General features: G+C 35.7%; 20 protein-coding genes. 6 read left to right on the top strand and 14 right to left on the bottom strand.

The window, feature by feature from the left end:
* Positions 1–7: 7 nt before the first annotated feature.
* From DDD_RS04290 to uvrC, 12 genes are all read right to left on the bottom strand, one after another.
* Complete coding sequence (locus tag DDD_RS04290; protein ID WP_015361537.1) at positions 8–2,062, bottom strand: YCF48-related protein; 2,055 nt, start codon at positions 2,060–2,062, stop codon at positions 8–10.
* 132 nt (positions 2,063–2,194) lie between these two features.
* Positions 2,195–2,635 carry a hypothetical protein gene (locus tag DDD_RS04285; RefSeq protein ID WP_015361536.1) on the bottom strand — a complete coding sequence of 147 codons (441 nt, stop codon included), beginning with the start codon at positions 2,633–2,635 and terminating at the stop codon, positions 2,195–2,197.
* Positions 2,636–2,756: 121 nt separating this feature from the next.
* Positions 2,757–5,987, bottom strand: a complete 3,231-nt coding sequence (locus DDD_RS04280) for a TonB-dependent receptor (protein ID WP_041566925.1) — start codon at positions 5,985–5,987, stop codon at positions 2,757–2,759.
* Positions 5,988–6,103: 116 nt separating this feature from the next.
* Complete coding sequence (gene pgi / locus DDD_RS04275) at positions 6,104–7,735, bottom strand: glucose-6-phosphate isomerase (RefSeq protein WP_015361534.1); 1,632 nt, start codon at positions 7,733–7,735, stop codon at positions 6,104–6,106.
* Positions 7,736–7,775: 40 nt separating this feature from the next.
* Positions 7,776–9,026, bottom strand: coding sequence for a M23 family metallopeptidase (locus DDD_RS04270; protein WP_015361533.1), 1,251 nt, complete (start codon positions 9,024–9,026; stop codon positions 7,776–7,778).
* Entirely contained in the window at positions 9,027–9,995 is a 969-nt protein-coding gene (locus tag DDD_RS04265; protein ID WP_015361532.1) for a tryptophan 2,3-dioxygenase family protein, read from the bottom strand. It abuts the gene before it with no gap.
* Between the two features lie 133 nt (positions 9,996–10,128).
* Positions 10,129–10,935 carry a DUF3108 domain-containing protein gene (locus DDD_RS04260; protein WP_041566924.1) on the bottom strand — a complete coding sequence of 269 codons (807 nt, stop codon included), beginning with the start codon at positions 10,933–10,935 and terminating at the stop codon, positions 10,129–10,131.
* A 91-nt stretch (positions 10,936–11,026) separates the two neighbouring features.
* Entirely contained in the window at positions 11,027–12,190 is a 1,164-nt protein-coding gene (hppD, locus tag DDD_RS04255; RefSeq protein WP_015361530.1) for a 4-hydroxyphenylpyruvate dioxygenase, read from the bottom strand.
* Between the two features lie 105 nt (positions 12,191–12,295).
* Positions 12,296–12,928 (bottom strand): CCC motif membrane protein, encoded by a 633-nt coding sequence (locus DDD_RS04250; protein ID WP_015361529.1) that lies wholly within the window; start codon positions 12,926–12,928, stop codon positions 12,296–12,298.
* A 30-nt stretch (positions 12,929–12,958) separates the two neighbouring features.
* Positions 12,959–14,113: a homogentisate 1,2-dioxygenase gene (locus DDD_RS04245; RefSeq protein ID WP_015361528.1), complete on the bottom strand. Its 1,155-nt coding sequence runs from the start codon at positions 14,111–14,113 to the stop codon at positions 12,959–12,961.
* Between the two features lie 174 nt (positions 14,114–14,287).
* On the bottom strand, positions 14,288–16,528 hold the full coding sequence (locus DDD_RS04240) for a patatin-like phospholipase family protein (protein ID WP_015361527.1): 2,241 nt from the start codon (positions 16,526–16,528) through the stop codon (positions 14,288–14,290).
* The gene (uvrC, locus tag DDD_RS04235) at positions 16,515–18,314 is read right to left on the bottom strand and encodes an excinuclease ABC subunit UvrC (protein WP_041566923.1); all 1,800 of its coding nucleotides are present in this window, start codon (positions 18,312–18,314) and stop codon (positions 16,515–16,517) included. The genes DDD_RS04240 and uvrC overlap by 14 nt, the downstream gene beginning before the upstream one ends.
* A gap of 171 nt (positions 18,315–18,485) precedes the next feature.
* Here uvrC and DDD_RS04230 point away from each other — a divergent pair, with 171 nt between their 5' ends.
* The 6 genes from DDD_RS04230 to DDD_RS04205 all read left to right on the top strand — a co-directional run bounded on the left by DDD_RS04230 (position 18,486) and on the right by DDD_RS04205 (position 22,400).
* Positions 18,486–19,457, top strand: coding sequence for a type I phosphomannose isomerase catalytic subunit (locus tag DDD_RS04230; protein ID WP_015361525.1), 972 nt, complete (start codon positions 18,486–18,488; stop codon positions 19,455–19,457).
* Between the two features lie 93 nt (positions 19,458–19,550).
* Positions 19,551–19,856, top strand: a complete 306-nt coding sequence (gene trxA / locus DDD_RS04225; RefSeq protein ID WP_015361524.1) for a thioredoxin — start codon at positions 19,551–19,553, stop codon at positions 19,854–19,856.
* A gap of 100 nt (positions 19,857–19,956) precedes the next feature.
* A complete protein-coding gene (locus DDD_RS04220) occupies positions 19,957–20,343 on the top strand; it encodes a DUF2237 family protein (RefSeq protein ID WP_015361523.1) in 387 nt (128 codons plus the stop codon).
* The gene (locus DDD_RS04215; RefSeq protein ID WP_015361522.1) at positions 20,336–20,848 is read left to right on the top strand and encodes a GreA/GreB family elongation factor; all 513 of its coding nucleotides are present in this window, start codon (positions 20,336–20,338) and stop codon (positions 20,846–20,848) included. Before DDD_RS04220 ends, DDD_RS04215 begins: the two co-directional genes overlap by 8 nt.
* Before the next feature lie 125 nt (positions 20,849–20,973).
* The gene (locus DDD_RS04210) at positions 20,974–22,116 is read left to right on the top strand and encodes an Mrp/NBP35 family ATP-binding protein (RefSeq protein WP_015361521.1); all 1,143 of its coding nucleotides are present in this window, start codon (positions 20,974–20,976) and stop codon (positions 22,114–22,116) included.
* Between the two features lie 2 nt (positions 22,117–22,118).
* Positions 22,119–22,400 carry a NifU family protein gene (locus DDD_RS04205; protein ID WP_015361520.1) on the top strand — a complete coding sequence of 94 codons (282 nt, stop codon included), beginning with the start codon at positions 22,119–22,121 and terminating at the stop codon, positions 22,398–22,400.
* Between the two features lie 203 nt (positions 22,401–22,603).
* On the opposite strand, the gene DDD_RS04200 is transcribed toward DDD_RS04205, so the two are convergent.
* Together DDD_RS04200 and DDD_RS04195 are read right to left on the bottom strand one after the other, a co-directional pair.
* Positions 22,604–23,149, bottom strand: coding sequence for a hypothetical protein (locus DDD_RS04200; RefSeq protein WP_146250764.1), 546 nt, complete (start codon positions 23,147–23,149; stop codon positions 22,604–22,606).
* Positions 23,150–23,324: 175 nt separating this feature from the next.
* Positions 23,325–23,795, bottom strand: a complete 471-nt coding sequence (locus tag DDD_RS04195) for a hypothetical protein (protein WP_015361518.1) — start codon at positions 23,793–23,795, stop codon at positions 23,325–23,327.
* Position 23,796: the final 1 nt, after the last annotated feature.

Raw genomic sequence — 23,796 nt, 5'->3', positions numbered from 1 at the left:
AACAACATCATCTCTTTATTACTTTATGAGCTGAGATCACTCTGCTAGCAGCATCCTTTAAATGAATAAAATACAAACCATCTGAAAGATCTTCGAGATTTAATCTAGTGGAACGAATTGATAATTCAATTGATTTTAATAGCTGCCCATTCAGATCAAATATTTCTGCCTTTTGAGCAACAGTATCGCTTGATTCAATGATTACAAAATTAGAAGTAGGATTGGGATAGATCGATACGAGTTCTTTTTGATTTGAATTTTCAGGATTACTTAGCACAGTACTTATATCTAGCGTATAAATGTCTGTGCGGTCTTGAAAATTATAGATCATATCTTCGGTAATAAAAAACTTGGTACCAACATTTGTGACAGGATCTAGGATCAATTGCCAGTTATTACCACCGTCTAAGGTTTGATAAACATCTCCATTACTGTTCATCCCAATACTTAATGTGGAAGTGAAGAAGCGGTAGCTGAGTATAACTCCTGGAAAGTTGTGAAATTGAAACGTAAGGCCGCCATCGGTTGTCACTTGCTGTCCTATGTAGAATGTATTAGCATCTATGAACTCGATGCCTTCAAAATTTCCGCCAGTATAATTTATGGGTGTCCAGGTGGTTCCTCCATCTAGGGTTTTAAAAGCTTGGTTACTTGTGTTAGTAGCGACGCCTACATTGTCATCTAGAAATTTAATAAACTCTGTGTTTCCAGTTGTGGTATCATGAGTCCAGCCGGTTCCAGTTTGAAAACGATAAATCCCATCGCTTGCAAAAAAGTTACCTCCTACCACAAAAAAGTCATCTCTTGACTTCAGCCAGACGTCTTTGGCAATAAATTGCTGTGTAATATTAGGTCCAGTTATATTTATCCAAGTATCCCCAAAATCATCAGAATAGCTCACACGATTGATATTAAAGTTAGTGGTGAGTGCTTCACCATTTTCTTTGAGCTGCACTGCATAATAACCACCACTTACGGTTTTGCGTTCCCAAGATACTCCAGCATTTGTAGTACGGTACATAACATCTCTAAATACAGCACTACCATTGTTTCCTATTCCCACGATAAGCCCAGTATTGCTGTTTGCAAAAGAAGCTTGTTCTAGATCGCTCATAGTAAAGTCTTCTAAGTGACTGTTCCATGTGGTACCATTATCAGTAGATTGAAGAACGATTTCTTCACTTCCTATATATAAAATAGAAGGAGTTCCTGCGATACTATACAAATCATCTCTTCCTAGATCTTGTAGACTCCATGTTAGTCCTAGATCGGTACTATTTAAAACTATTCCGTCATTTCCTACTATGTAATATTGGTTATTGATATAATCTACATCATTAAGACGTTCTGCTGTTCCACTGGTGGCAGAATTCCATGTAAGACCGGCATCATTAGTATAAAAAATAAATCCTCCAGAGGCTATTAATAAACCATCAGTAGCACTAGAAAAAGTGATTTTGTTTAACGGCCAGAAATCTTGAATGGGTAGAATAATTGGATTCCAAGTGATTCCTCCATCTGTAGTACTTAAAAAGGTACGGTCATCACCACATGCAAAACCGGTGTTACTGTCTAAGAAGTAGACGTCGTTTATATTTTCTGTAGTGCCGCTTACTTGTTGTGTCCAATTGGCGCCACCATCTGTAGTTTTCCAAATCTCTCCATTACCACCAGATACAAAACCTTCTAATTCATTAAGAAAAAATATACTGGTTAGTCTAAACGAAAGAACTGGAAACTGTTGTGATGTAAGAAATTTATCGGTCGATTTAATAACTCGATTACTTGCTACTATATAAGCGAGATTGTCATTTAAGACTTGCATATCAAATCCTTGACCGTTTCCTTCTAGTCTATAACTTGCACCGTTGTTTTCACTAACGTACATTCTGTTGAGGAGATTACTTTTATCAAATAGAAAAATGCTGCCATCTGGCGAGATGTCTATTTCGGTAATATCAGAGATATTTTTTATAGGAGTTCTATAAATCCAATCTTGAGCTTGGACAGCAGAGGTAGCAATCAGGAAAGCAATAACTAATAATAGAGGTTCCCTTTTCATAGCGTTTATTTTGTTCAAATATAGTTAGTTAGTCCGTAGAAATAAAAAACCACTGTTACAACCTTCAGGATGCAATAGCGGTTTATTTTATTTGTTTATTTACGCTTTCGCGAAAGCGAGATCGTTAAAATCCTATAACCATTGTTTCCAAGGCACTCTTGATAACACTAGTATAAATGCAAGTGTATAAAAAATGGCTAGCATCTTGAATTTGCCATTGCTTACTATTTTCTTTTTGTGTTTAGAATAACCTACTGTTAATAATGCCACAGCGATAATCATGGTTAGTGGATGTTCTAATGCAAGTAAACGGATGCCTCTAGATTCTGGTGTCATTAATCCTCCAAAATCTTCTAAAAGCATAGAAAAATAGGGTCCTACAAACCATAGTGCTAAACCTAATAACAATTGAATATGAGTTACGATCAAACCTACTAAGGCAAGACTAAAATCTTTGTTACCAAATTCTTTTTTACCGAAAAAGCCGATGAGTGCATTTACAGTGGCAACAAGTAAGACTAATAATAGTAGGTAGGCCCAACCAGAGTGAGCAGATTTAAGGATGGAATACATATAAAAAATATTTGATTCAAAAATAATCCAAAAACAAAGAACCCTACTCGTTTTGAGTAGGGTTCTTGAAAAAAATATTGATTTGAAGTCCTTTCCTATGGAAAGGATTTAGGATAGGCTTTTAGTTAAAGATATACCTAAGACCTAGTTGCATTTGCCATCTTGAAGAACGAGTACCTGCGTCATCAATAATTTCAAGGTCTTGAGCAAAATTAGGATTAAAAGAGAATTCTGGGTCTACTCCGTTTCTTTCAACTTCAACTATTCCTACGTTACCAGGTATGAAACTTTGCTCACCCCAATCTTTATTTAAGAAATTAAAGAAATTGAAGATATCAAGAGAGACTTGAAATGTATGCTCTTTATCGTTGATGTTTAAATTGAAATCTTGTAATACTTTTAAGTCTACAATATGATTCCATGGTCCACGATCTCCGTTACGCTCAGCATACTTACCACGACGCTCGCTTAAGTAATCATTACTATCTATATAAGCATCAAGTGCAGCCCATTGCTCAGCAGCAGTAACACCATTATTATCTACTAAGTTGATTTCACTTTGGTCTCTTGGAATATAGAAAAGAGCGTTATCAGATGAATCATCGTTTAATAAATCTCTACCTCTGTAGATATAATTGATGGTTCCACCTTGTTGACCGTTATAGAACAAACCAAACGTAGTTCTTAAGTTTTCATTCCAGTTGATTTCATAAGATGCGTTTGCAGAAATTCTGTGACCAAAAGCAAATTCTGAATTACCGATACCAGCAGTGTTTTTACCATTTACAGTAGCAACATTTCTCCACTGTGAACTGTTTTGAGAAGAAGTTCCTTCAAAAATAGATTTACCTTGTCCGTAAGAGTAAGAAACTTGACCTCCGAAACCATTTTCAAACGGCTTAGAGATACTAAACGTACCATTGTAAGACCATCCTTCATTTGTGTTAGTTCCTAAGATAACTCTAGTATATGTATCATCAATTTCATCACCACGATCATAGAATGGACGACCATCTGCATTGTTTAATGATTCGTTTGCATCTCGTAAATTTAAGTTTTGATAGAAAACGTTATTGATTGTAGAGTTGTACAAGAAGTCTGCACTAACTATCAATCCCCATATATTAGTTTTTTGATCAATACCGATGTTATACTTCATTACTTGTGGTAACTTGAAGTCTGGAGCAAAGATATCAATCTGTCCACCGTTTGCACCACTTCCTGGAGCTGGAGCACCGTTTAATGGCTGGTTGTTAGGGTCTGCAACGAAAGTTTGGCTATCAAAAGCGGCAGTACCACCTACACTTAAACCATTGTTGTTGTAAATTCCACCAGGCCATACTAAAGGTATTCTTGAAGTAAAGATTCCTAATCCACCTCGTATTTGAGTTCTTCTATCACCATTTACGTCCCAGTTAAATCCTGCACGAGGAGAAACGTGTATTTGGCTTTTAATTTTCTTACCTACACGAGCACCTTCAAGGTCTTTCCCTTCTGCTTCTAATAAAGCTACGGTTCTATTGTTGAAGTCATCATTTGCTGCTCCATCTTCAAAGAAAGGAACATCAAAACGAACACCATAAGTTAACTTAAAATTATCAGTAAGATTCCATTGATCTTGTGCGTAAAGACCTAATTGAGAATACTGAAATTCTGCAGCTGCATTTTGAATAGCATCTCCAGAAGTTCCCGCTGGATCAACTAAAGAGTAAGAGTGAAAATAAGAATCTGCAAGCGCGTCGTTAGTTGGGTCGTTATCAAAGTACGTATTGAAGTCTGCTAGAGAGTTGAATGAGTACTGACCGAAGTTTTGTCTTACAAATACGTTTCTTATGTTATAATTTTCAAAGTTACCACCAAAGGTCATGTTATGTGCTCCTTTAGAAACTTCAAAGTTGTTAGTAACTGTAAAGATCTTCTGCTCAAGAATGTTTGCAGTAGAAAACGCCTCAGATCCAAAAGTGATTGATCCATTACCATCATCAATACTAACTCTTGGGAAAGGATTTCCTAATGGACTTCTATCATCTAAAACATCTGTATAACTTACAATTAAATTGTTAGATAAGTTGCTACCATTTGTTGTATTCCACTCTAAGGTAGAGAAGTTAGTAGTAGATGGGAAAAAGATTCCGGCGTTTGCAAAGTTAATGTTACCATTATTACTTTGACTTGGAGAAAGAGACTCACCATTTACATAATTGTGCTTTGCTGTTATGGTGTTCTTATCATCAATGTTGTAATCCAACTTGATAGTAAATTTCTCACTGTTTAATTCAGTAATAGTATTCTCATAACCACCTGGATTGTACCCAAACTGGCTGATTAAATTATCTCTTAAAGTATTGATATCTGCAATGCTGCTATCACCACTATATAATGCTGCATCAAAAGGTCTTGGCTCTTCCTCTCTTTGAATTTCAGCATTTACGAAGAAGAAAAGTTTGTTTTTGATAATCGGCCCACCTACACGAGCACCATAAAGGTTTGCTGTAAAGTCGTCTAGTTTCTCACGATCATCCTCGCGAATTCCTACTGGAGTTTTACCAGCAAGATCTTGATTACGAGTATAGAAATAAGCACTTCCCTTTACCTCGTTAGTACCAGAACGAGTAATTGCGTTAATTGCTCCACCTGTAAAACCAGATTGACGTACGTCAAATGGGGCAACGTTTACTTGAAAAGACTCGATAGCATCGATAGAGATAGGGTTTACTCCTATTTGACCACCATTTGTACCAGAACCTGCAAGACCAAAAACGTCATTGTTTACGGCACCGTCAATAAAGATAGAGTTGTAACGGTTGTTCTGACCACCGATAGAGATCGCGCCACCTTCAGACACTTGTGCCTGAGGTGTCTTTCTTAAGAAATCACCTATACCTCTTGTTACAGAAGGCATTGTGTTGATTTCACGCTGCGAAATGTTAGTGTTTGTTCCAGTCGTCCCAGAATCAAAAATTCCATCTCTCACTGCATTGATTACAATTTCATCAAGTGCGTTAGACTCATCAGTCATCGTGATGCTGATTCTTTCAGACTCACCTAACTGAAGAAAGATGTCGTTTAATACTTCCTCTTTTTTACCTACGTAGGTAATAGTAATGGTATAAGGACCACCTACACGCATATTTGAAATACGGTAATAACCTTCTATGTCAGTAGAAGTGGCATAATTAGTACCAGTAGGACCATGCAGCGCTTGTACGGTTGCTCCTAAAAGTGGTTCTTCGGCATTGTCCATCATTTCCATGATACGACCGTTAATGCTCGAGGTGGTTACCTGAGCACTTACTGCCATGGAACTTATAAAAAGTCCAATCGTAAATAAAAATTTTAATGATCTGTTCATTTCAGAATATGTTTAGTTTGATTTTGCAAAAGTACGCCCTAATCAACCATTCTAATATTAAGCTAACATTAAGAAGTGAAACACTTACTTAGCTTAATAATCTGAAATACAGTTATCTAATTATTTATGGAGTAAAATTTTTGTAAAAGTTGTGTTGTACTTGCATCATGAGCGTCAGATTCTGAGTTTTCTATATCGTTAAGGATGCGATCTGCAAGAATTTTACCCAGTTCTACGCCCCATTGATCATAACTATATATGTTCCAGATAACTCCTTCTACAAATATTTTATGCTCATACATAGCCACTAGTTTTCCTAAACTTCTAGGAGTAAGTTCATCAATTAAAATAGTAGTAGTGGGCTTGTTGCCTGTAAATACTTTGAAAGGAGCTAACTTATTTATCTCTTCTTCTGACTTGCCAGAGCTCTGTAAGTCTTTAATCACTTCATCTTGATTCTTCCCGTTCATCAATGCTTCGGTCTGTGCAAAGAAATTTGCCATGAGCTTGTTATGGTGATCAGGATGGTGGTATTTCGCTTTCGCGAAAGCGATAAAATGAGCAGGAATTAACTTGGTTCCTTGGTGTATCAATTGGAAGAAGGCATGTTGAGAGTTAGTTCCAGGTTCACCCCAAACGATATTTCCAGTTTCATAGTTCACAGGATTGCCATTACGATCTACGCTCTTGCCATTACTTTCCATAATTGCCTGCTGTAAATAAGCTGGAAGTCTATGTAGGTATTGCGTGTACGGAATAACGGCTTCACTCTGTGCTTTATAAAAGTTATTGTACCATATAGTCAATAAACCGAGTTGAACTGGAATATTTTTTTCAAAAGTGGTGTTTTTAAAATGTTCATCCATTTCATGTGCTCCTTCAAGTAGATCTTGGAAATTTTGAGTTCCTATTCCTAATGCGACAGACATACCTACGGTACTCCACAAAGAGAAACGACCACCTACCCAATCAAACATAGGGAAGATATTTTCTTGATCGATTCCAAAATCAACTGCTCTTTGAACATTACTACTTACTGCAATAAAGTGTTGCGCTATTGCATGATCATTTACTTTTTTAGAGAACCAATTTCTTATAGTTGTAGAATTAGTAAGTGTCTCTTGGGTCCCAAATGACTTAGAAACAATCACAAATAAAGTTGTTTCTGGATTTATTTTTTTGATGACTTCTTCGACGTGATCTCCTTCTACATTAGAAACAAAGTGAAGAGTCATTTCATTTTTATAGGCTTGTAGAGCTTCATAGATCATCACTGGTCCTAGATCACTACCACCTATTCCTATATTAACAATGGTATCAAATTTTTGCCCGTTTGCTGCGGTAATTTTACCATCATTTACTGCGTCTACAAAAGCAAACATCTTTTCTTTACTTGCAAGAGCAGCAGTTACCTTTTCTCCTACTTTAGAGCTAGTATCCTGAGTTCTTAATGCAGTATGTAAAACAGCTCTGTTTTCTGTTGCGTTAATTTTTTCACCATTGAAATACGAATGAATAGCAGCATCCAGCTCACATTCTTTTGCAAGATCTATAAGTTTTTGCTGTGTTTCTTTTGTGATAAGGTTCTTAGAAAGGTCTACTAAAAAATCACCTTCGGTAAGCGTAAGTTCTTCAGCGCGATTGGAATTTTGAGAAAATGCTTCTCTCAAGTTTAGGTTTTTGACATCTTTAAAGTGTTCTGTCAAAACATTCCATGCATCGGTTGAGGTAGGATTTATATTTTTCATAGAGTTTCTATTATCTTAAAAGGTAAAAAAGGAGGTTGATTTACAGAACTTCATCTGTTTCTTTGAATGGCAATTGATCTATTTCATCTTTAAGTGGAGCGATAAATTGCATGTAATCATCCATTTTATCTTTAGGCAGTGGATCTGCACTTGGTAAGTTTTGTTTATAGGGATCTACCTGACGGCCATTTACCCAAAATCTATAGCATACATGTGGACCTGTTGCTAAACCTGTACTTCCTACAGTTCCTATGATCTGACCTTGCTTTACTCGTTGTCCTACTTTAACCTTACGCTTAGTCATGTGTAGGTATTGAGTAGAGTAGGTGCCGTTATGTTTGATCTTGACATAATTACCATTTCCACCAGTGTAACCAGATTTTGTAACCACACCATTTGCTGTAGCTACAATAGGCGTACCGTATGCTGCTGCATAATCTGTTCCTTTGTGTGCTTTCCATCGTTTTTGTACGGGATGAAATCTTCTTTTAGTAAATCTAGACGAGATTCTAGAGTAATTCACAGGAGCTTTTAAGAAAAAACTTCTCAAAGTTTTACCGTTCTCATCGTAGTAATCACTTATTTCTGTGATGGAATCTGTTACATAGTCAAAAGCATAAAATGGCGTCTCATCAGTTTCAAATACTGCAGCTTCTATAGACTCAATTCCTGCATATATAGAATCATTTATATAGCGTTCTTTGTAAATCATTTTAAAACGATCTCCTTTTTGAAGTTTAAAGAAATCAATAGACCATCTATAAATATCAGATAATTCGTATATCGCGCTTAATCCTAAACCTTCATCTTCCATTGCTTCAGAAAGTGTGGAGTTGATAATACCGCTTGCCGTTTTTCTTTTAAAAGTAATTGGGTGTTTATCTTTATATGCGGCTAGTGTGTCATTAAAATTTACAACAACATAATCAAGTTTACTTGACTCATAGATAAAAACCTCTGGCGTGCCTATACTATCTTTTCTTTTTAAAATTTTAAATGGTTTACCGGCTTGTATTCTGCGTAAATCATAGATTTCATTCAGTCTTTGTGCAGTTTTGTAGGCACTTTGACCTTCTACAATATGCTGTATGATAAGATCGTTAAACGTGGCACCGCTTTTCACCGTATCTGCAACGATTTCATATTCATTAAGATCAAAGCCATATTTGATCATCGGTTCTACAACTACAGGCTTTTCTGGAACAACAGGCTCCACGGTCTTATCCTCCTTTTTACAGGAAGAAATACTAAGGCTTATTGCTAGTGAAGCAACAATAATTTTTTTGATCATTTATTTTGTATTTAATACATGATTAACCCATTCTTTTCCCCAATCTCCATGTTCTTGATCGCTCCAAAGTGATGGGAAAAATGATATTTTTTGAAAGCTAGGTGGTAAAAACTCTTTCCAGTTAGTTCCTCCTGTGGCTTGAACGGCTTGTCCTTCTTTACGCAAATAGCGATGAGCAGCGCCTGTGTGCATTAATTTCCAGTTGATATTTAAATTTTGATCAAGAGAACGTAGTGCATCTATTAGTTCTGGAGTTTTTTCTTCTTCTGGTAAGGCGATAAAACGCTGATTCAAATTAGTATTCTCTACTTCTTTTGCGATTCTCAAAAATCTAGGAGTATAACGTTTTTCAAATTGTTTTAGTGTCAGTGTCTTTTCTCCAGTGTACATATCTATACCGCCTTTTTTCCAGTAGATATTTTCATAAAGATCTTCGTTGCTGTTTTGATTATCGCTTTCGCGAAAGCGAGACCTAACCGACGGATGCACTAAATTCAAAAGCGAAGTACTATAGAATTCAATCATTCTAAATTGTGCACTTTGAAAACCACTAGCAGGCAGAAGAGACATTCTAAACTTGAGAAACTGTTCTCTTTCCATTCCTTTGATCATAACTTCAAAAGAATTAATCAATACCTGAAAATACCTGTTAATGCGCACGGCTTTTTCATGAAAGAAAGCTCCAGTGAGGTGCTCATTTTCTATAACTTGCTTTTGCTCATGGATGATGAGTTTAAAGTACAATTCCGTAATTTGATGATAACCTATGAAGATCATCTCATCAGGAAACTCAGTAGAAGGAACTTGAAGGCTAAGTAAAGTGTCTAGTCTTATATAATCCCAGTATGTGGTATAAGTGTCGTAGAGCAAGCCATCGAGATAAGAAAGCATGTCTTGTCCAGAATGTTTAAACTTGTCTTCAAGTAACTTAATCCGGTTTGCAATCTCTGGGCTGATTTCTGCTGACATCTGGTTCATTAAAAATGACCTACAAAAGTAACGAACCCTAAGGTTTTTATCAATTCTTTAGGGCATAGTCTTAACGATAAATAACTTTAAAAAAAGGATCTATCTTTTTGAATAGAAAAGAGTCATTCTAGAACTATCGATCAGCTATGATTTTGAAGGAATGTTTGAGTCCTTTAAAAGCATCAAGATCAGCTGTTAGAGATCCTACAGCTAGCTTTGCCTTAATCTTGAGAGGTATCTTGTTCTCATCTTTAGAAATCCATACGGTAAGACTTTCCTCTTCTTCAAATACACGTCCTGACTGTACATAGGGCCTAAATTTTAAAGAAGCCACGTTACCAAACTTAGTTTTAACAACTTCTTCACCGAGGTATTTCAGTTTAAAATCAAAGTTTTCTTTATCAAAAAACATAGGCAATGTAAACTCATCACCCAATTGAAGGCTATCGATGTCTACCATATTTCTTAAGTGGTAGAAGGCACTCATCATATCTTGAGTAGATGGTGCTATTTTAACGGTAGATTTTGTCTTGTGTTTTTTATCGTGTACTAAAGCCGTTCCAGATTCGTGATCAAAATCTATTTGAATATCTTTAGTGTGGCCACCTTCATCTATTTTTCTAACAAAGCGGTAAGGTTTTACCGTTTCACGGTCTATGTAAGTTTCATAATTGTCATCTACCTTAAAAAATAGGTGGAGTAAACCAGTGGATTTTCCAGTTCCTTTTATGTGATAAACTGGTTTTCCTTTAAGTCTGGACTTGTTTACTTTAAGCTCTGCATAACTGGCATTAAAAATACCGTAGTGAATCCTGAATTTAAACCACTCTCCATTTTTAAAAGCAAGTTGGTCTTCAACAGTTTCTTCAGGTGGTTGAACAGGTGTAAATGCTGTTGATACAGTAAATACAGTTATCATTATAAAAATAATCTTTTTCATATCGTATTATAATTGAATAAAGACAAAATGCCCTTCATCATTACCTTTACAAAGTTTATTCCAAAATGATAACTGACTCACTACCATTTTATTATAAAGTACCTCTTAAGGCTTGTTCTCTTTCTATAGCTTCAAATAGAGCTTTAAAATTACCAACTCCAAAGGATTGTGCTCCTTTACGTTGTATCACTTCTATAAACATCGTAGGTCGATCTACTACTGTTTTTGTAAACAGTTGCAGCAAGTAACCTTCTTCATCTCTATCGATTAAAATACCGTGTTTCTTAAGTACTTCTACGTCTTCATCTATTTCACCTACTCGTTCCAGTAAGTCGTCATAGTATTCTTCTGGAACATAAAGAAACTCAACACCTCGGTCTCGCATGGCACTTACGGTTGCAACGATATCATCTGTGGCAACTGCTATATGTTGTACTCCTGGACCGTTGTAAAAATCTAAATACTCTTCGATTTGAGATTTTTTCTTTCCTTCTGCAGGTTCATTTATAGGAAACTTAACTCTTCCATTTCCATTGCTCATTACTTTACTCATAAGAGCTGTGTATTCAGTGGAAATATCATCATCTGCAAAGGAGATGATTTGTGCAAATCCCATGACCTCGCCATAAAATTTACACCAGGTATTCATTTCATCCCAGCCTACATTACCTACCATATGGTCTATGAATTTAAGTCCAACAGGTTCTGGATTGTAATGAGATTCCCATTTTTTAAATCCAGGCAAGAAGATGCCATCGTAATTCTTGCGTTCCACAAACATGTGAACTGTTTCTCCATAGGTGTAAATACCAGATTGTACAACTTCACCATGTTCATCTGATGTTACGGTAGGTTCCATATACGGTTTTGCTCCTCTTTTGGTTGTTTCCTCAAAGGCTTTTCTTGCATCTTCTACCCATAATGCCACCACTTTTACACCATCGCCATGTATATTAATATGTTCGTTAAGTTCGCCACCTTTTTGAAGTGGTGTGGTAAGCACTAATCTTATTTTGCCTTGTTTCAAGACGTATGAAACTCGGTCTTTAAGTCCTGTTTCTAAACCAGCATAGGCTTCTGATTGAAAACCAAAAGCAGTTTTGTAGAAATGTGCGCTTTGCTTTGCGTTACCTACGTAAAGCTCTACATAGTCAGTTCCAAGAAGAGGAAGAAAGTCTTCGGCTTCTTTAAAAAGTTTTTTAAGTGAATATTCTGTGTTCTGTAAATCTTTGAGGTTTTTTATTTCAGCTGCCATAATTTGTTTTTAAATAGGTAATTAAATAATACGATTTTTTTTGAGCTTATTAAAGCTACCACATGGCTCTGCCGTGTGCCGTTAAATCTATTCTTTTTACTACCATTATAATTCTTCCTCTTCCATCTCTTCAAAAACAGGTACAGAATCATTTTCTAATTCTATGCTTTCTGCTTCAGTATCATCGTTGTATTGCCAGTCATCGTCAGAGTATGAATTGTCGTCTTCATAAATTGATTCTTGCTCTTGTTGATTTTTAAAGTCTTCAAAACCTTCAAATTCACCATTCATGATAGAAAGGAAAATACCACCAAAGAACAACGCGATGATTAAAAATATGAGACAAGTCAATCCAGAAAGGGCTACGCTTATAATATTGATTACTTTACCTGCGTTGACACTCTTTACCGTACTTTGACTATATTTTGATGGGTCTTCCTGATAAGTAGCTAAACTTCTATTAGCAATTACTAGTCCTATGATTCCTAGTATTAAGGTAATAATTGATGGAATACCATAGCAAATACACCCCATAAAAAACAGCACTAAAGAAACTATTCCTAAAGTCAATGCGCTAGGGTCTCCAGGTAATTTTTCTCCTTGATAGGGAAATTGATAATTCCCCTGATTTTGATACTGATTCTGTCCAGACCGCTGTTGTCCTTGGTTTTGATAAGGTTGCTGTCCCGAGTTCCCGTAAGGAGGCTTGTTTGAATAATTTGGTGTGTCGTTTTCCAATGCTATAATGTTTTGCGCAAAAATAATTTATTATAACCAGCTTTTGTGATAACTATCATCGGCAATTTCTAATCCTTCTTTAGTTACCATAAGCGGTTTAAAAGTATCTACCATAACAGCTAGTTCTTCTGTTTTTTCCTTACCGATACTTTTTTCTACGGTTCCAGGATGTGGTCCATGTGGTATGCCGGCCGGATGTAAGCTTATGTGTCCTGCATCTATATCATTGCGGCTCATAAAATCTCCATCTACATAGTACAACACCTCATCACTATCAATGTTGCTATGATTATAAGGTGCTGGGATACTATCAGGATGGTAATCATACAGCCTAGGTACAAAACTGCAAACTACAAAGGCATCGGTCTCAAATGTTTGGTGCACTGGCGGCGGTTGATGGATGCGTCCTGTTATAGGTTCAAAATCATGAATAGAAAAAGCATAAGGGAAATTGTATCCATCATAACCTACTACATCAAATGGATGTGAAGCATACACCATTTCAAAAATATCGTCCTGCTTTTTAATTTTGATTATAAACTCACCTTTTTCATCGTGAGTTTCTAGTGTTTCTGGCCGTCGCAAATCACGTTCACAAAATGGAGAATGCTCTAACAGCTGTCCGAACCAGTTTCTGTATCGCTTAGGAGTATAAATAGGTCGTCTACTTTCTACAATAAACATTCTATTATCTTCTGTATCAAAATCTATTTTATAAATGACTCCTCTGGGAATTAATAAGTAATCACCATATTTAAATTCTAAGTTTCCAAGATGTGTTCTTAATGTTCCAGTTCCTTTATGTATAAATAAAAGCTCGTCTGCATCACTATTTTTATAGAAGTAATCTTTAGTTGACTCTTGTGGTGCAGCAAGAATAATGGCGCAATCACTGTTGATTAGGACAGTTTTACGGCTTTCTATATAATCCTTTTCAGGAGCAATTTGAAAACCTCGCAATCTGTAAGATTTGATATGATTTTTTAAGGCTATCTCTGGTTTTACACTATACTGATTCCTTATTTCCTTTACCATCGTAGGTCGGTGAACATGATAGGAGTTAGTTGACATTCCGTCAAATCCTATCGTGCCAAAGAGTTGTTCTGAATACAACGAACCATCTGGTTTTCTAAATTGTGTGTGTCTTTTAGGAGGTATCTTTCCTAATTTGTGGTAAAAAGGCATAGTAACAAGTTAAATCTCTCAAATTTCGTAAATAATTTAGATCCTTCCATGAGGAATAGGAATTATTTACAAGTTATTCTTGTTGAATACGAAAAATTAGAAGAAGCATGTTGTTAATTCCGCTTTCGCGAAAGCGAGATCATCACAAACGTTGTTGCAGGAGTACTTTTCTCATTAGAACCTGAATCCCAGATTGACAAAAACTTGCCCATCATCTTGTTGTGGTGAGAACGTGTATTTAACTTCAATAGGTCCTAAAAAAGTTTCCATTCCATAGCCTATGGCATAACCTGTATAGCGGGCATTTGTAAACCAGTCCTTAGTTTCAAATAAATTATCTTCTACACTTGCAAAATTAGAACTAAAGATGATGTGGTTTTTTTTAAAAATTTCATAATCGATTTCAAATAACGCTTTAATTATAGTGTCTCCACCAGCACTTATGAAGTCATATCCAAAAAACGGGACGAGATTATTAATGCGTCTTGAGCCATAGCCTCCTAAGAAAAAATCCATCGCAGAGTTATCTGTGTCACCTATGGTAATCCCAATGTGCGCATTACCGCGTAACGTTAAATTACCAAAACTCTGTGCACGACCTACCTGCAACTGAGCCATAGAAAATTCATTAAAACGCTCGCCAAATTCGGTATTAAAAAGGTACAGATGAAAATCTCCATCTATTCTCCAGCCCGAAGAAGGCAAGAATGCATTATCATAAGAATCAAGTAGAACCTTACCATAAATACTACCTAGAGTACCATTTGAGAAGTCCGTTATATCATTATCATCTGGATCTGGAGTGGTCAAGGTTTCTGTAAAAACATCAAGAGTTTTAATTTCGGCACCTGAGATAAAATTAATGGATTTGTTAATTCTAGTTTGTACATACAATTGTTGCGTCCAGTCCCTATATTCTAAGTCGATATTATTTACTCCTAAAGATGGTATGTTCCCTATTTCCTGAACTAAGGAGGCTTTTACATCTTTTTGAAATTTTAAAAACTCACTATGAATCCCTATGGACCAGTATCTTCCTTTATCGATATAATAGTCGAAGTTGTATCGGAGGTTATCTCCTACAATAACGTCTGCAGAGATAATATCACTATTAAAAAGCACATTTTTTCTAGATAGGTTAATTAGTGCAGCACTTCTTAGCAATTCATCATAGTGCAATCCTAGACGTAGATAGTTACGTACATCGCTTTCTACAACTTCAATGTTTAAAGTGGCATCTTCTCCAGACCCTATGATTTCATAGTTGATTTTGGCAAAATTATCTGAGGCTTGTAAATTATTAATAGCTATATTAATATCATCATAAGCGATCTTTCCTGGTGTTTTAACTTTAAATCTACCTACTATATAAGCTCTGGTATAATTGTTATTGCCATCAACGTTTATATCATTTATATAAACACTATCCCGAGCTTTTATTTGCAACTCAGGTTTTTGATAATCTGTTGCACTGAGAGCCTTCAGTTGTTCCATTTGTCTTCTTGCGGCGAGCTCTCCCTTTTTGATAATTTCTCTCCCTTTTTCAAAGGACACCACAGAGAACGACGAGATATCTGGCATGATATAAACATCTGTTTCAGGTGCTTTTTCTTTCATGTCATTGATCGTCCTGAAATTATTGATTTGAGAAAGGATATCGAGTGCGCTATCCAGCTCTTCAAGAGATTTTAAATCGTCCTGAACATCTACTCCTATAATAATGTCCATTCCACGATCTCTTAATTTTTGAATAGGGTAATTATCTGTAACGCCGCCATCAATTAAAAGTTTACCGTTGATGTCAACAGGCGCAAAAAGCGAAGGTAGTGCACCGCTAGCATTTACTGCTTTAGGTAAATAACCACTGTCTAAAACAACCTCTTCTCCCGTGGTAATATCTGTCGCAATACATAAAAATGGAATAGGTAACTCACTAAAGTCATCGATGTCCTTTACATGATACAACAATCCAGATAAAAGATCATAAATGTTCTGTCCCTTGCTTAGTGAAGAAGGGATTTGCACTTGAAAATCTTTGAAAGGTAATGTGATCGCATACTTTTCATTGCTTCTACGTTCAAAGAAAGTTTTGGCGCTACGAGGTATATCGTCAGAGATGATTTTATCAAAGTCCAAAGTTTTGAATATTGAGTCCAGTTGTTTGCCGGTATAACCAGACGCATATGAAGAGCCTATTATCGCTCCCATACTTGTTCCAGCAATGTAATCTATTTTGATACCTAAGGAGTCAATGATTTTTAACGTGCCTATGTGTGCAAGACCTTTTGCGCCGCCACCAGATAGCACTAATCCTATTTTAGGTCGTGAAGAAGTTTCATTCTGTTGCGCTAGAAGATAGTCCGCTTTCGCAAGAGCGAGAACAATAAAAAGTAATATGATCTTACTCTTCCTCATCTATATAAAAGTCTATTATTTTTTGAGCTCTTGAAGTACCCACGATTTCAGTTAATTCTTTTTTGCTTGCATTTTTAACGCGTTTTACGCTTCTAAAGTGTTTCAAAAGTTCTACAACTGTTTTTTCTCCTATTCCAGGTATCTCGTCAAGCTCTGTTTCTATGGCTTGTTTACTTCTTTTATTTCTATGGTGTGTGATACCGAAGCGGTGCGCTTCATTACGCATTTGCTGTATAACTTTTAAGGTTTCTGATCTCTTATCTAGATATAAAGGTACAGGATCGTTAGGATAAAACAACTCTTCCAGACGTTTTGCAATTCCTATAATCGGTACTTTGCCTCGCAAGCCTAATCGCTCTAATGCAGTCACACCGCTAGAAAGCTGTCCTTTTCCTCCATCTACGATAACAAGTTGAGGTAGTGGTTGATCTTCTTCTAGTAATCTTCTATAACGTCGATAAACGACTTCTTCCATACTGGCAAAGTCGTCTGGACCTTCAACGGTTTTAATATTAAAGTTTCTATAGTCTTTTTTACTGGGCTTACCGTTTTTAAATACCACACAGGCAGCAACAGGATTAGTACCTTGAATATTTGAGTTGTCAAAACATTCCATATGACGTGGCTCTTCATCTAGCCTCAAATCTGCTTTCATTTGAACCATAAGACGATTTGTATGTCGGTCTGGATCAACGATTTTTATGGTTTTAAATTGCTCTTGCCTAAAGAACTTTGCATTACGTTCTGACAGGTCTACAACTCGCTTTTTATCGCCTAGTTTTGGAATAGTAACTTTAAGGGATTCACCTAGTTCTACTTCAAATTGAGTATAAATTTCTCTAGATTGAGAATCAAATCTATTTCTTATTTCTATGATGGCTAATTCTAGAAGCTCTTTGTCGGTCTCATCCAGCTGTTTTTTAAGCTCCATGGTATGAGAACGAGTGATTGCTCCATGATTGATTTGCAAGTAATTCACATATCCTGCAGCTTCATCGCTTACTATAGTAAATACATCAACATTTGAAATATTAGGATTAACCACAGTAGATTTTGCCTGATATCTAGTGAGAATTTCTAATTTTTCCTTGAGCAGTTGTGCTTCTTCAAATTCCATATTTGCCGCATGCTCTTGCATCAACTCTGTAAAATAAGAAACAGCCTCTTTAAAGTCTCCCTTTACAATTCCTCTTATGGCCTCGATACTTCTATTGTATTGCACCTCATTTTGTAAACCTGTACATGGTCCTTTACAATTTCCTATGTGGTATTCTAGGCATAATTTGAATTTACCTTCATTAATCTTGTCTTGTTGTAAGTCATAATTACAAGTTCGTATAGGATATAAGGTTTTCACAAGTTCAAGTAAAGTTCGCACCGTTCTTACACTAGTATAAGGACCGTAGTATTCACTTCCATCTTTAATCATTTTACGCGTGAGAAACACTCTAGGAAAACGTTCTTTTTTAATAACTAACCACGGATAGGTTTTGTCATCACGTAGCATGATGTTATATCGAGGATTGCGACTTTTTATTAAACTATTTTCTAGTAGTAAAGCATCAGTCTCTGTTTCTACCACTATATGTTCAATACGATGGATGTTTTTTACCATCGTTTTGATACGGTAACTATCGTGATTCTTATTGAAATACGAGGAGACGCGTTTTTTAAGCTTTTTAGCTTTTCCTACATAGAGAAGTCTGTCCTTTTTGTCAAAATACAAGTAGACTCCAGGCGATAGTGGTAAGGTTTTAATTTGTACCTCAAGAGGTGGTAATTCCATAGCACAGTAAAGATAGGAATATTGATCACTTTGCAAAGTTGTTTTTAATAGAAGTTTATGCTTGTCTCGCTTTCGCGAAAGCGTAACTCAAAGCGATCTAGAGTATAAAATAATAGTATTTGTGCTGCCTATATCTTAAATTGCGGGCTTGATGCTGTTAGTTAGTCATTAATGAAGTTTTATCCCCTAAAATTTAAACCAGTATTTCACTACCGTATTTGGGGTGGTGAACGTCTCAAAACACATTTTCGTAAAGATTATGAGGAAGAATCTATAGGTGAAACTTGGGAAATTAGTGCAGTTCCAGGAAGTGAGACCCTAGTGGAAAATGGAGTCTATACAGGTAAAACCATTTATGAGTTGGTCACTGAATATAAGGAAGATTTTATAGGGAAATCAGTTTACCAAAAATATAAAGGCGAGTTTCCATTGCTTATCAAATTCATAGATGCAAAAAAGCCTCTTTCTATACAAGTGCATCCTAATGATCAACTGGCTAAAGAGCGTCACAATTCTTTTGGTAAAAATGAAATGTGGTATATCATGCCTTCTTTTGAAGATGCCACTATAACTGTAGGTTTTAATCAAGAAATAGATAAGGAATCTTATCAAGAACACCTTAAAAATAATACGCTTACAGAGGTTTTAAATGAAATTAAAGTAAGTGAAGGTGATGCCTTTTATATTCCTACAGGTAGAATACACGCCATAGGAAAAGGAGTTGTGCTTGCAGAGATCCAGCAATCGTCTGACGTGACTTATCGTATCTATGATTATGACCGTAAAGATGCTGTCACGGGCAAGAAACGTGAGTTACATACAGATCATGCACTAGACGCTATAGATTTTGAACTGCAAGATTCTTATCATACCGATTATGACAGGAAAATAAACCAGACTAATGAGCTGATTAATACGCCTTTTTTCAATTCTAATTTTCTACAAGTTCAAGGTGAGTTGAATAGAGATTATTCACAATTAGATTCATTTGTAATTTATATGTGTGTCAAAGGAAACGGTACTTTGATAAATGACGGAACAAGTTATAAATTGGGTTTTGGTGAGTGTTTATTACTTCCTGCAGGATTAGCAGAAGTACAATTAGAAGCAACACATATGGAGCTACTAGAAATCTACATGTAGCGATTTCACTAGGGTAAACTTTAGGTTTTGATTTTGAATAATGCTTCGACTGCTTTTTATCTTTGTATATCCTTCATACTTAAATAAAATTTTATGTCTAGTTTTAAAGAAATAACAAATAGTGATACGCCGGTTTTAATTGACTTTTTTGCCACATGGTGTGGACCTTGTCAAACCATGATGCCTGTTTTAGATAAATTAAAAGAAGAACTAGGTGATAAGGTGCGTATTTTAAAAATTGATGTAGATAAAAATCAAGCACTGGCAACTAAATTTCAAATAAGAGGAGTTCCAGCTTTTATGATTTTTAAAAATGGGAAACAAATTTGGAAAGGAGCTGGAGTACAACCTTTACATGAGTTGAAAGCTCAAATTGATAAAGCAGCAGCAGCGGTTTAGTTTTTATCAGTAACTTTCAAATTACTAATTAATTCTACTACCTATAATGTATTCAAAGTTTCTAACATTAGTATTAACCCTTTTTATTTACTCTACTAGTATGTCACAAACCACAGAAAAACCCAAAGCACTAAATGTTCTAGGAACCACATTAGAATCTTGTTGTATTGATCCTATGACTGGTTACTGGAGAGATGGTTATTGCCGTACTGCAAATGAAGATCAAGGCACGCACGTGGTATGCGCCATAATGACCCAAGAATTTCTAGACTTTACAAAGTCTAAAGGAAATGACCTTACTAGACCTATACCTGCATATCAATTCCCAGGCTTGAAACCTGGAGACAAGTGGTGCTTGTGCATTCTAAGATGGCTGGAGGCCGAAAAGGTAGGAAAAGCTCCTAAGGTTTCACTCAAATCTACTGATGATAAAGCTTTAGAATACACTACCATAGAGTTATTACAAAAATATGTCGTAGATGAGTAGAGGTTTTGTAAGAGAAGGCGATCAAGAAGAACCAGTAGTGATACCGCAAAGAGCTGTGTTGCCTGATGGTGTTATCAATTATGTCACGCCTTCTGGTTTTACTGCTTTACACGATGAGCTAAAAAGTTTAGAAAATAATTTCTCTTCAATAACAATAGAAGACGAGAATGAAAGGAGAAGAGAGCAAACTCTTATTCAGGGAAAAATAAATTTACTCAAAGAACGCATCGCCAAAGCAAGACCTATTGACTTAAAAATGCAACCGCAGGATGAGGTGCGCTTTGGGGCTACGGTAATCTTCAAAAACTTAAACTCCAACTCTAGTCAAAAAATAACTATTACCGGCGTTGATGAAGCCAATGTTGCTCAAGGTAAAATTTCATTTACCACTCCTATAGCAAAAGTGTTGATGGGCGCAAAAGTGGGAGAAACTATTCGTTTTAAGCTAGGAAACGAGGTGCGACCTTTAATGATAGAAGGTATTCATTATCAAGAAAGTCTATAATATCATTTAACTGTTTTTAAATACGCTTTCGCGAAAGCGGTATAAGAACAATCTATGTCTTTTATTTAGAATGATTTTTAACTACGAGTTCTGAGAGTTATCTTTGTAAGACTCTAAAATTTAAGATGAAAATAGAAAAGAAAGATGTCCTTAAAGCGTTGGAAACCATTTCGGTTCCAGGAGAAGGACAAAATATGGTAGAGAGTGGAGCGATTAAAAACGTTCTTGTTTTTGGTGATGAAGTTGTGGTAGATGTAACCATTAACAACCACAGTCTTCAAGCAAAGAAAAAGACAGAGGTTTCTATATTACAAGCGATCCACAAAGAAGTGTATGAAAAGGCACAAATCAAGGTAAATTTAAAAGTAGAAGCTGCCGCAACCCCAGATAAAAAACCAGAGATTAAAGGAAAACCTATACCTGGTATTGATAATATCATTGCTGTAGCATCTGGAAAAGGTGGTGTAGGTAAATCTACAGTTACGGCAAATCTTGCTGTAACACTATCTAAAATGGGCTTTAAAGTAGGACTTCTCGATGCTGATATTTATGGGCCTAGTGCGACGATAATGTTTGATATCATCAATGAAAAACCTCTTTCTGTAAATGTAGATGGTAAGTCTAAAATGAAGCCAGTAGAAAGCTACGGAGTCAAAATTCTATCTATAGGATTCTTTACACAACCAGATCAAGCAGTGGTATGGAGAGGTCCAATGGCTGCAAAAGCATTGAATCAAATGATTTTTGATGCTGCATGGGGTAATCTTGATTTTCTTATTGTAGATCTTCCACCAGGAACAGGAGATATTCATTTAAGTATCATGCAATCGCTACCGCTTACAGGTGCAGTAGTAGTATCCACACCTCAAACTGTTGCACTAGCTGATGCTCGCAAAGGAGTTGCTATGTTTCAGCAAGAAAGTATAAATGTCCCAGTATTAGGGATTGTTGAAAACATGGCGTATTTCTCACCACCAGAATTACCAGAAAATAGGTACCATATTTTTGGAAAAGATGGAGCAAGAAACCTTTCTGAAGATTTGAATATTCCATTTTTAGGAGAATTACCACTAATACAATCTATAAGAGAAGCTGGAGATATAGGTAGGCCTGCAGCCATGCAAGAAGGTACAGATATAGAAAATGCCTTTATAGAAATTACCAAAAAGGTTGTGCAAGAAACCGTGCGTAGAAATGACGCGTTGCCACCTACAAAGGCGATAGAAATAACCACTATGGCTGGATGTAGTGCTGTAAATAAGAAATAATGATGACAGGACAAGAATTAAAAACTGCTGTGGAGGCTGGCTTAGAAGAAATAAGACCCTTTTTACAACGTGATCATGGAGATATAGAGCTAGTTTCTATCGAGGAAGATAAGTATGTAAAAGTACGACTTTTAGGTACTTGTGTGGGATGTAGTGTCAATCAAATGACTCTTAAGTCTGGAGTAGAACTTACCATAAAAAAGCACGCACCGCAGATTTTAACTGTTCAAGATGTAAGTGGTGAAACGCTTAAAGAAGATCATAGAGATTCTATTGATTTGTAAATTAAAATCAAACCTATATAAAAAAGTCAGCTCTTACTTTTGAGCTGACTTTTTTTATGCTAAGTATTGGATTTTATCTGGACATAAAACCTTTCTTTTGATCGCAGATGAAACAAATTAAGTGACTTACAATGTCGAGAAAAAGTTTTTAATTATTAGGACTTACAAATGGCTTAAATTGAACCCAAATCTTTAAGGATTGTTTAAAATGTATATCCTAATTGAAAAGAAACCCAAGGCAAAACAAAGCTGTCATTTTGAGCGGCATTGAGGTCTGCCATTAGTCCGCTTTCAAGGTTTATATGAAAATGATCCCAGTAAGTACGTTGTATTCCATAGACAAAACCTGCTATAGTCAAAGCATCTGTAGTAGCTTCATCATTTTCACTTGGAAAGTAGTTAGTAAGCTTTAATGCTATAAAATTACCGCTATTATTTTCTATTGATTTTCCTTTGTCAAGTCGGCGATTAAAGTTGGTATAGTACCTGCCTTGTAAATCTATAAACGGTGCCCATACTATACCTTCACGTCTTTTATTTAAACTACCACCTTGACTATAGAAAGCTGGGAAAAAACCAAAGTTCCCTACGAAAGATAAGTTTTTATTCAGATCCTGTTCAATTTCAAAACCAGGAGAAAGCAAATGAATCCTTTTTATAGTTTCATTAGAAAAGCTAGATTTTGAGTTGTTTTGAGCTGTTAGTAACATACAGCATAGCACGAATATGAAGTTGATAAGTAGTTTCATAATAGAGAAATGAAAAAGGATTAGTAATTTTGATTTCTAACCCTCAATTTTAATACCGTTTTAAATAAAATAATATCTAATTACTGTGTTACTAATGTGTAAGTGCCTTGCGCATTAAATTTAAAATCAGGCTTTGTTTCTGTTTTGAGGAGAATAATATTCTGCTAAAACGTTTTCAATCTTTCATAAATTCAATTAGTGCCATTGTTTCTTTCTGTCCATATTCGTCTTCTGTAGAATCTTTATACATTATTGTGAATCTATTTTTACTAGATTGTAATATTTTGAAAGTCATTAACTCTCCAGAACTTATAATTAATTCTTCTCCTTCAATGCTGTAAGAGCCTTCATCATCTAAATTAATTTCTTCAGTTTCTTCATAAATTTCGCCTTCATCATTGGTAATTACAGAACAAAGAATGGAGCCTTCAGTAACAACAGTTCCGTTTTCAAAGAAAGTAATATTAGCATTACTCTTTCCTTCAAATTTTGTTTCTGAAGTTAATACACTTTTTTCTTCTCCATCTATAAATATCATTTTCGTGCTTCTTTCATATTTTATGATATTATATGTGCCGTTGATATTTATTTGCCCAAAAACAGGAACTGTGAATAAAAAGTAAAAAAAGATTTGAACGTATTTCATA

The sequence above is a fragment of the Nonlabens dokdonensis DSW-6 genome (assembly GCF_000332115.1).
Lineage (GTDB): Bacteria > Bacteroidota > Bacteroidia > Flavobacteriales > Flavobacteriaceae > Nonlabens > Nonlabens dokdonensis.
Note: the sequence above shows the minus strand (reverse complement) of the source record. Positions and strands in the feature narration are given on the sequence as shown.

Bases quoted from the DNA above. Each gene is read 5' to 3' on its own strand.
- DDD_RS04285 (WP_015361536.1), bottom strand. From the start codon at position 2,635: ATGTATTCCATCCTTAAATCTGCTCACTCTGGTTGGGCCTACCTACTA.
- pgi (WP_015361534.1), bottom strand. From the start codon at position 7,735: ATGAAAAATATAAATCCTACCTCAACCGATGCATGGAATGTTTTGACA.
- uvrC (WP_041566923.1), bottom strand. From the start codon at position 18,314: ATGGAATTACCACCTCTTGAGGTACAAATTAAAACCTTACCACTATCG.
- DDD_RS04210 (WP_015361521.1), top strand. From the start codon at position 20,974: ATGAAAATAGAAAAGAAAGATGTCCTTAAAGCGTTGGAAACCATTTCG.
- DDD_RS04220 (WP_015361523.1), top strand. From the start codon at position 19,957: ATGTCACAAACCACAGAAAAACCCAAAGCACTAAATGTTCTAGGAACC.
- DDD_RS04260 (WP_041566924.1), bottom strand. From the start codon at position 10,935: ATGAAAAAGATTATTTTTATAATGATAACTGTATTTACTGTATCAACA.
- DDD_RS04230 (WP_015361525.1), top strand. From the start codon at position 18,486: ATGAAGTTTTATCCCCTAAAATTTAAACCAGTATTTCACTACCGTATT.
- hppD (WP_015361530.1), bottom strand. From the start codon at position 12,190: ATGGCAGCTGAAATAAAAAACCTCAAAGATTTACAGAACACAGAATAT.
- DDD_RS04290 (WP_015361537.1), bottom strand. From the start codon at position 2,062: ATGAAAAGGGAACCTCTATTATTAGTTATTGCTTTCCTGATTGCTACC.
- DDD_RS04245 (WP_015361528.1), bottom strand. From the start codon at position 14,113: ATGCCTTTTTACCACAAATTAGGAAAGATACCTCCTAAAAGACACACA.
- DDD_RS04200 (WP_146250764.1), bottom strand. From the start codon at position 23,149: ATGAAACTACTTATCAACTTCATATTCGTGCTATGCTGTATGTTACTA.
- DDD_RS04265 (WP_015361532.1), bottom strand. From the start codon at position 9,995: ATGTCAGCAGAAATCAGCCCAGAGATTGCAAACCGGATTAAGTTACTT.
- DDD_RS04215 (WP_015361522.1), top strand. From the start codon at position 20,336: ATGAGTAGAGGTTTTGTAAGAGAAGGCGATCAAGAAGAACCAGTAGTG.
- DDD_RS04195 (WP_015361518.1), bottom strand. From the start codon at position 23,795: ATGAAATACGTTCAAATCTTTTTTTACTTTTTATTCACAGTTCCTGTT.
- DDD_RS04280 (WP_041566925.1), bottom strand. From the start codon at position 5,987: ATGAACAGATCATTAAAATTTTTATTTACGATTGGACTTTTTATAAGT.
- DDD_RS04240 (WP_015361527.1), bottom strand. From the start codon at position 16,528: ATGAGGAAGAGTAAGATCATATTACTTTTTATTGTTCTCGCTCTTGCG.
- trxA (WP_015361524.1), top strand. From the start codon at position 19,551: ATGTCTAGTTTTAAAGAAATAACAAATAGTGATACGCCGGTTTTAATT.
- DDD_RS04205 (WP_015361520.1), top strand. From the start codon at position 22,119: ATGACAGGACAAGAATTAAAAACTGCTGTGGAGGCTGGCTTAGAAGAA.
- DDD_RS04270 (WP_015361533.1), bottom strand. From the start codon at position 9,026: ATGATCAAAAAAATTATTGTTGCTTCACTAGCAATAAGCCTTAGTATT.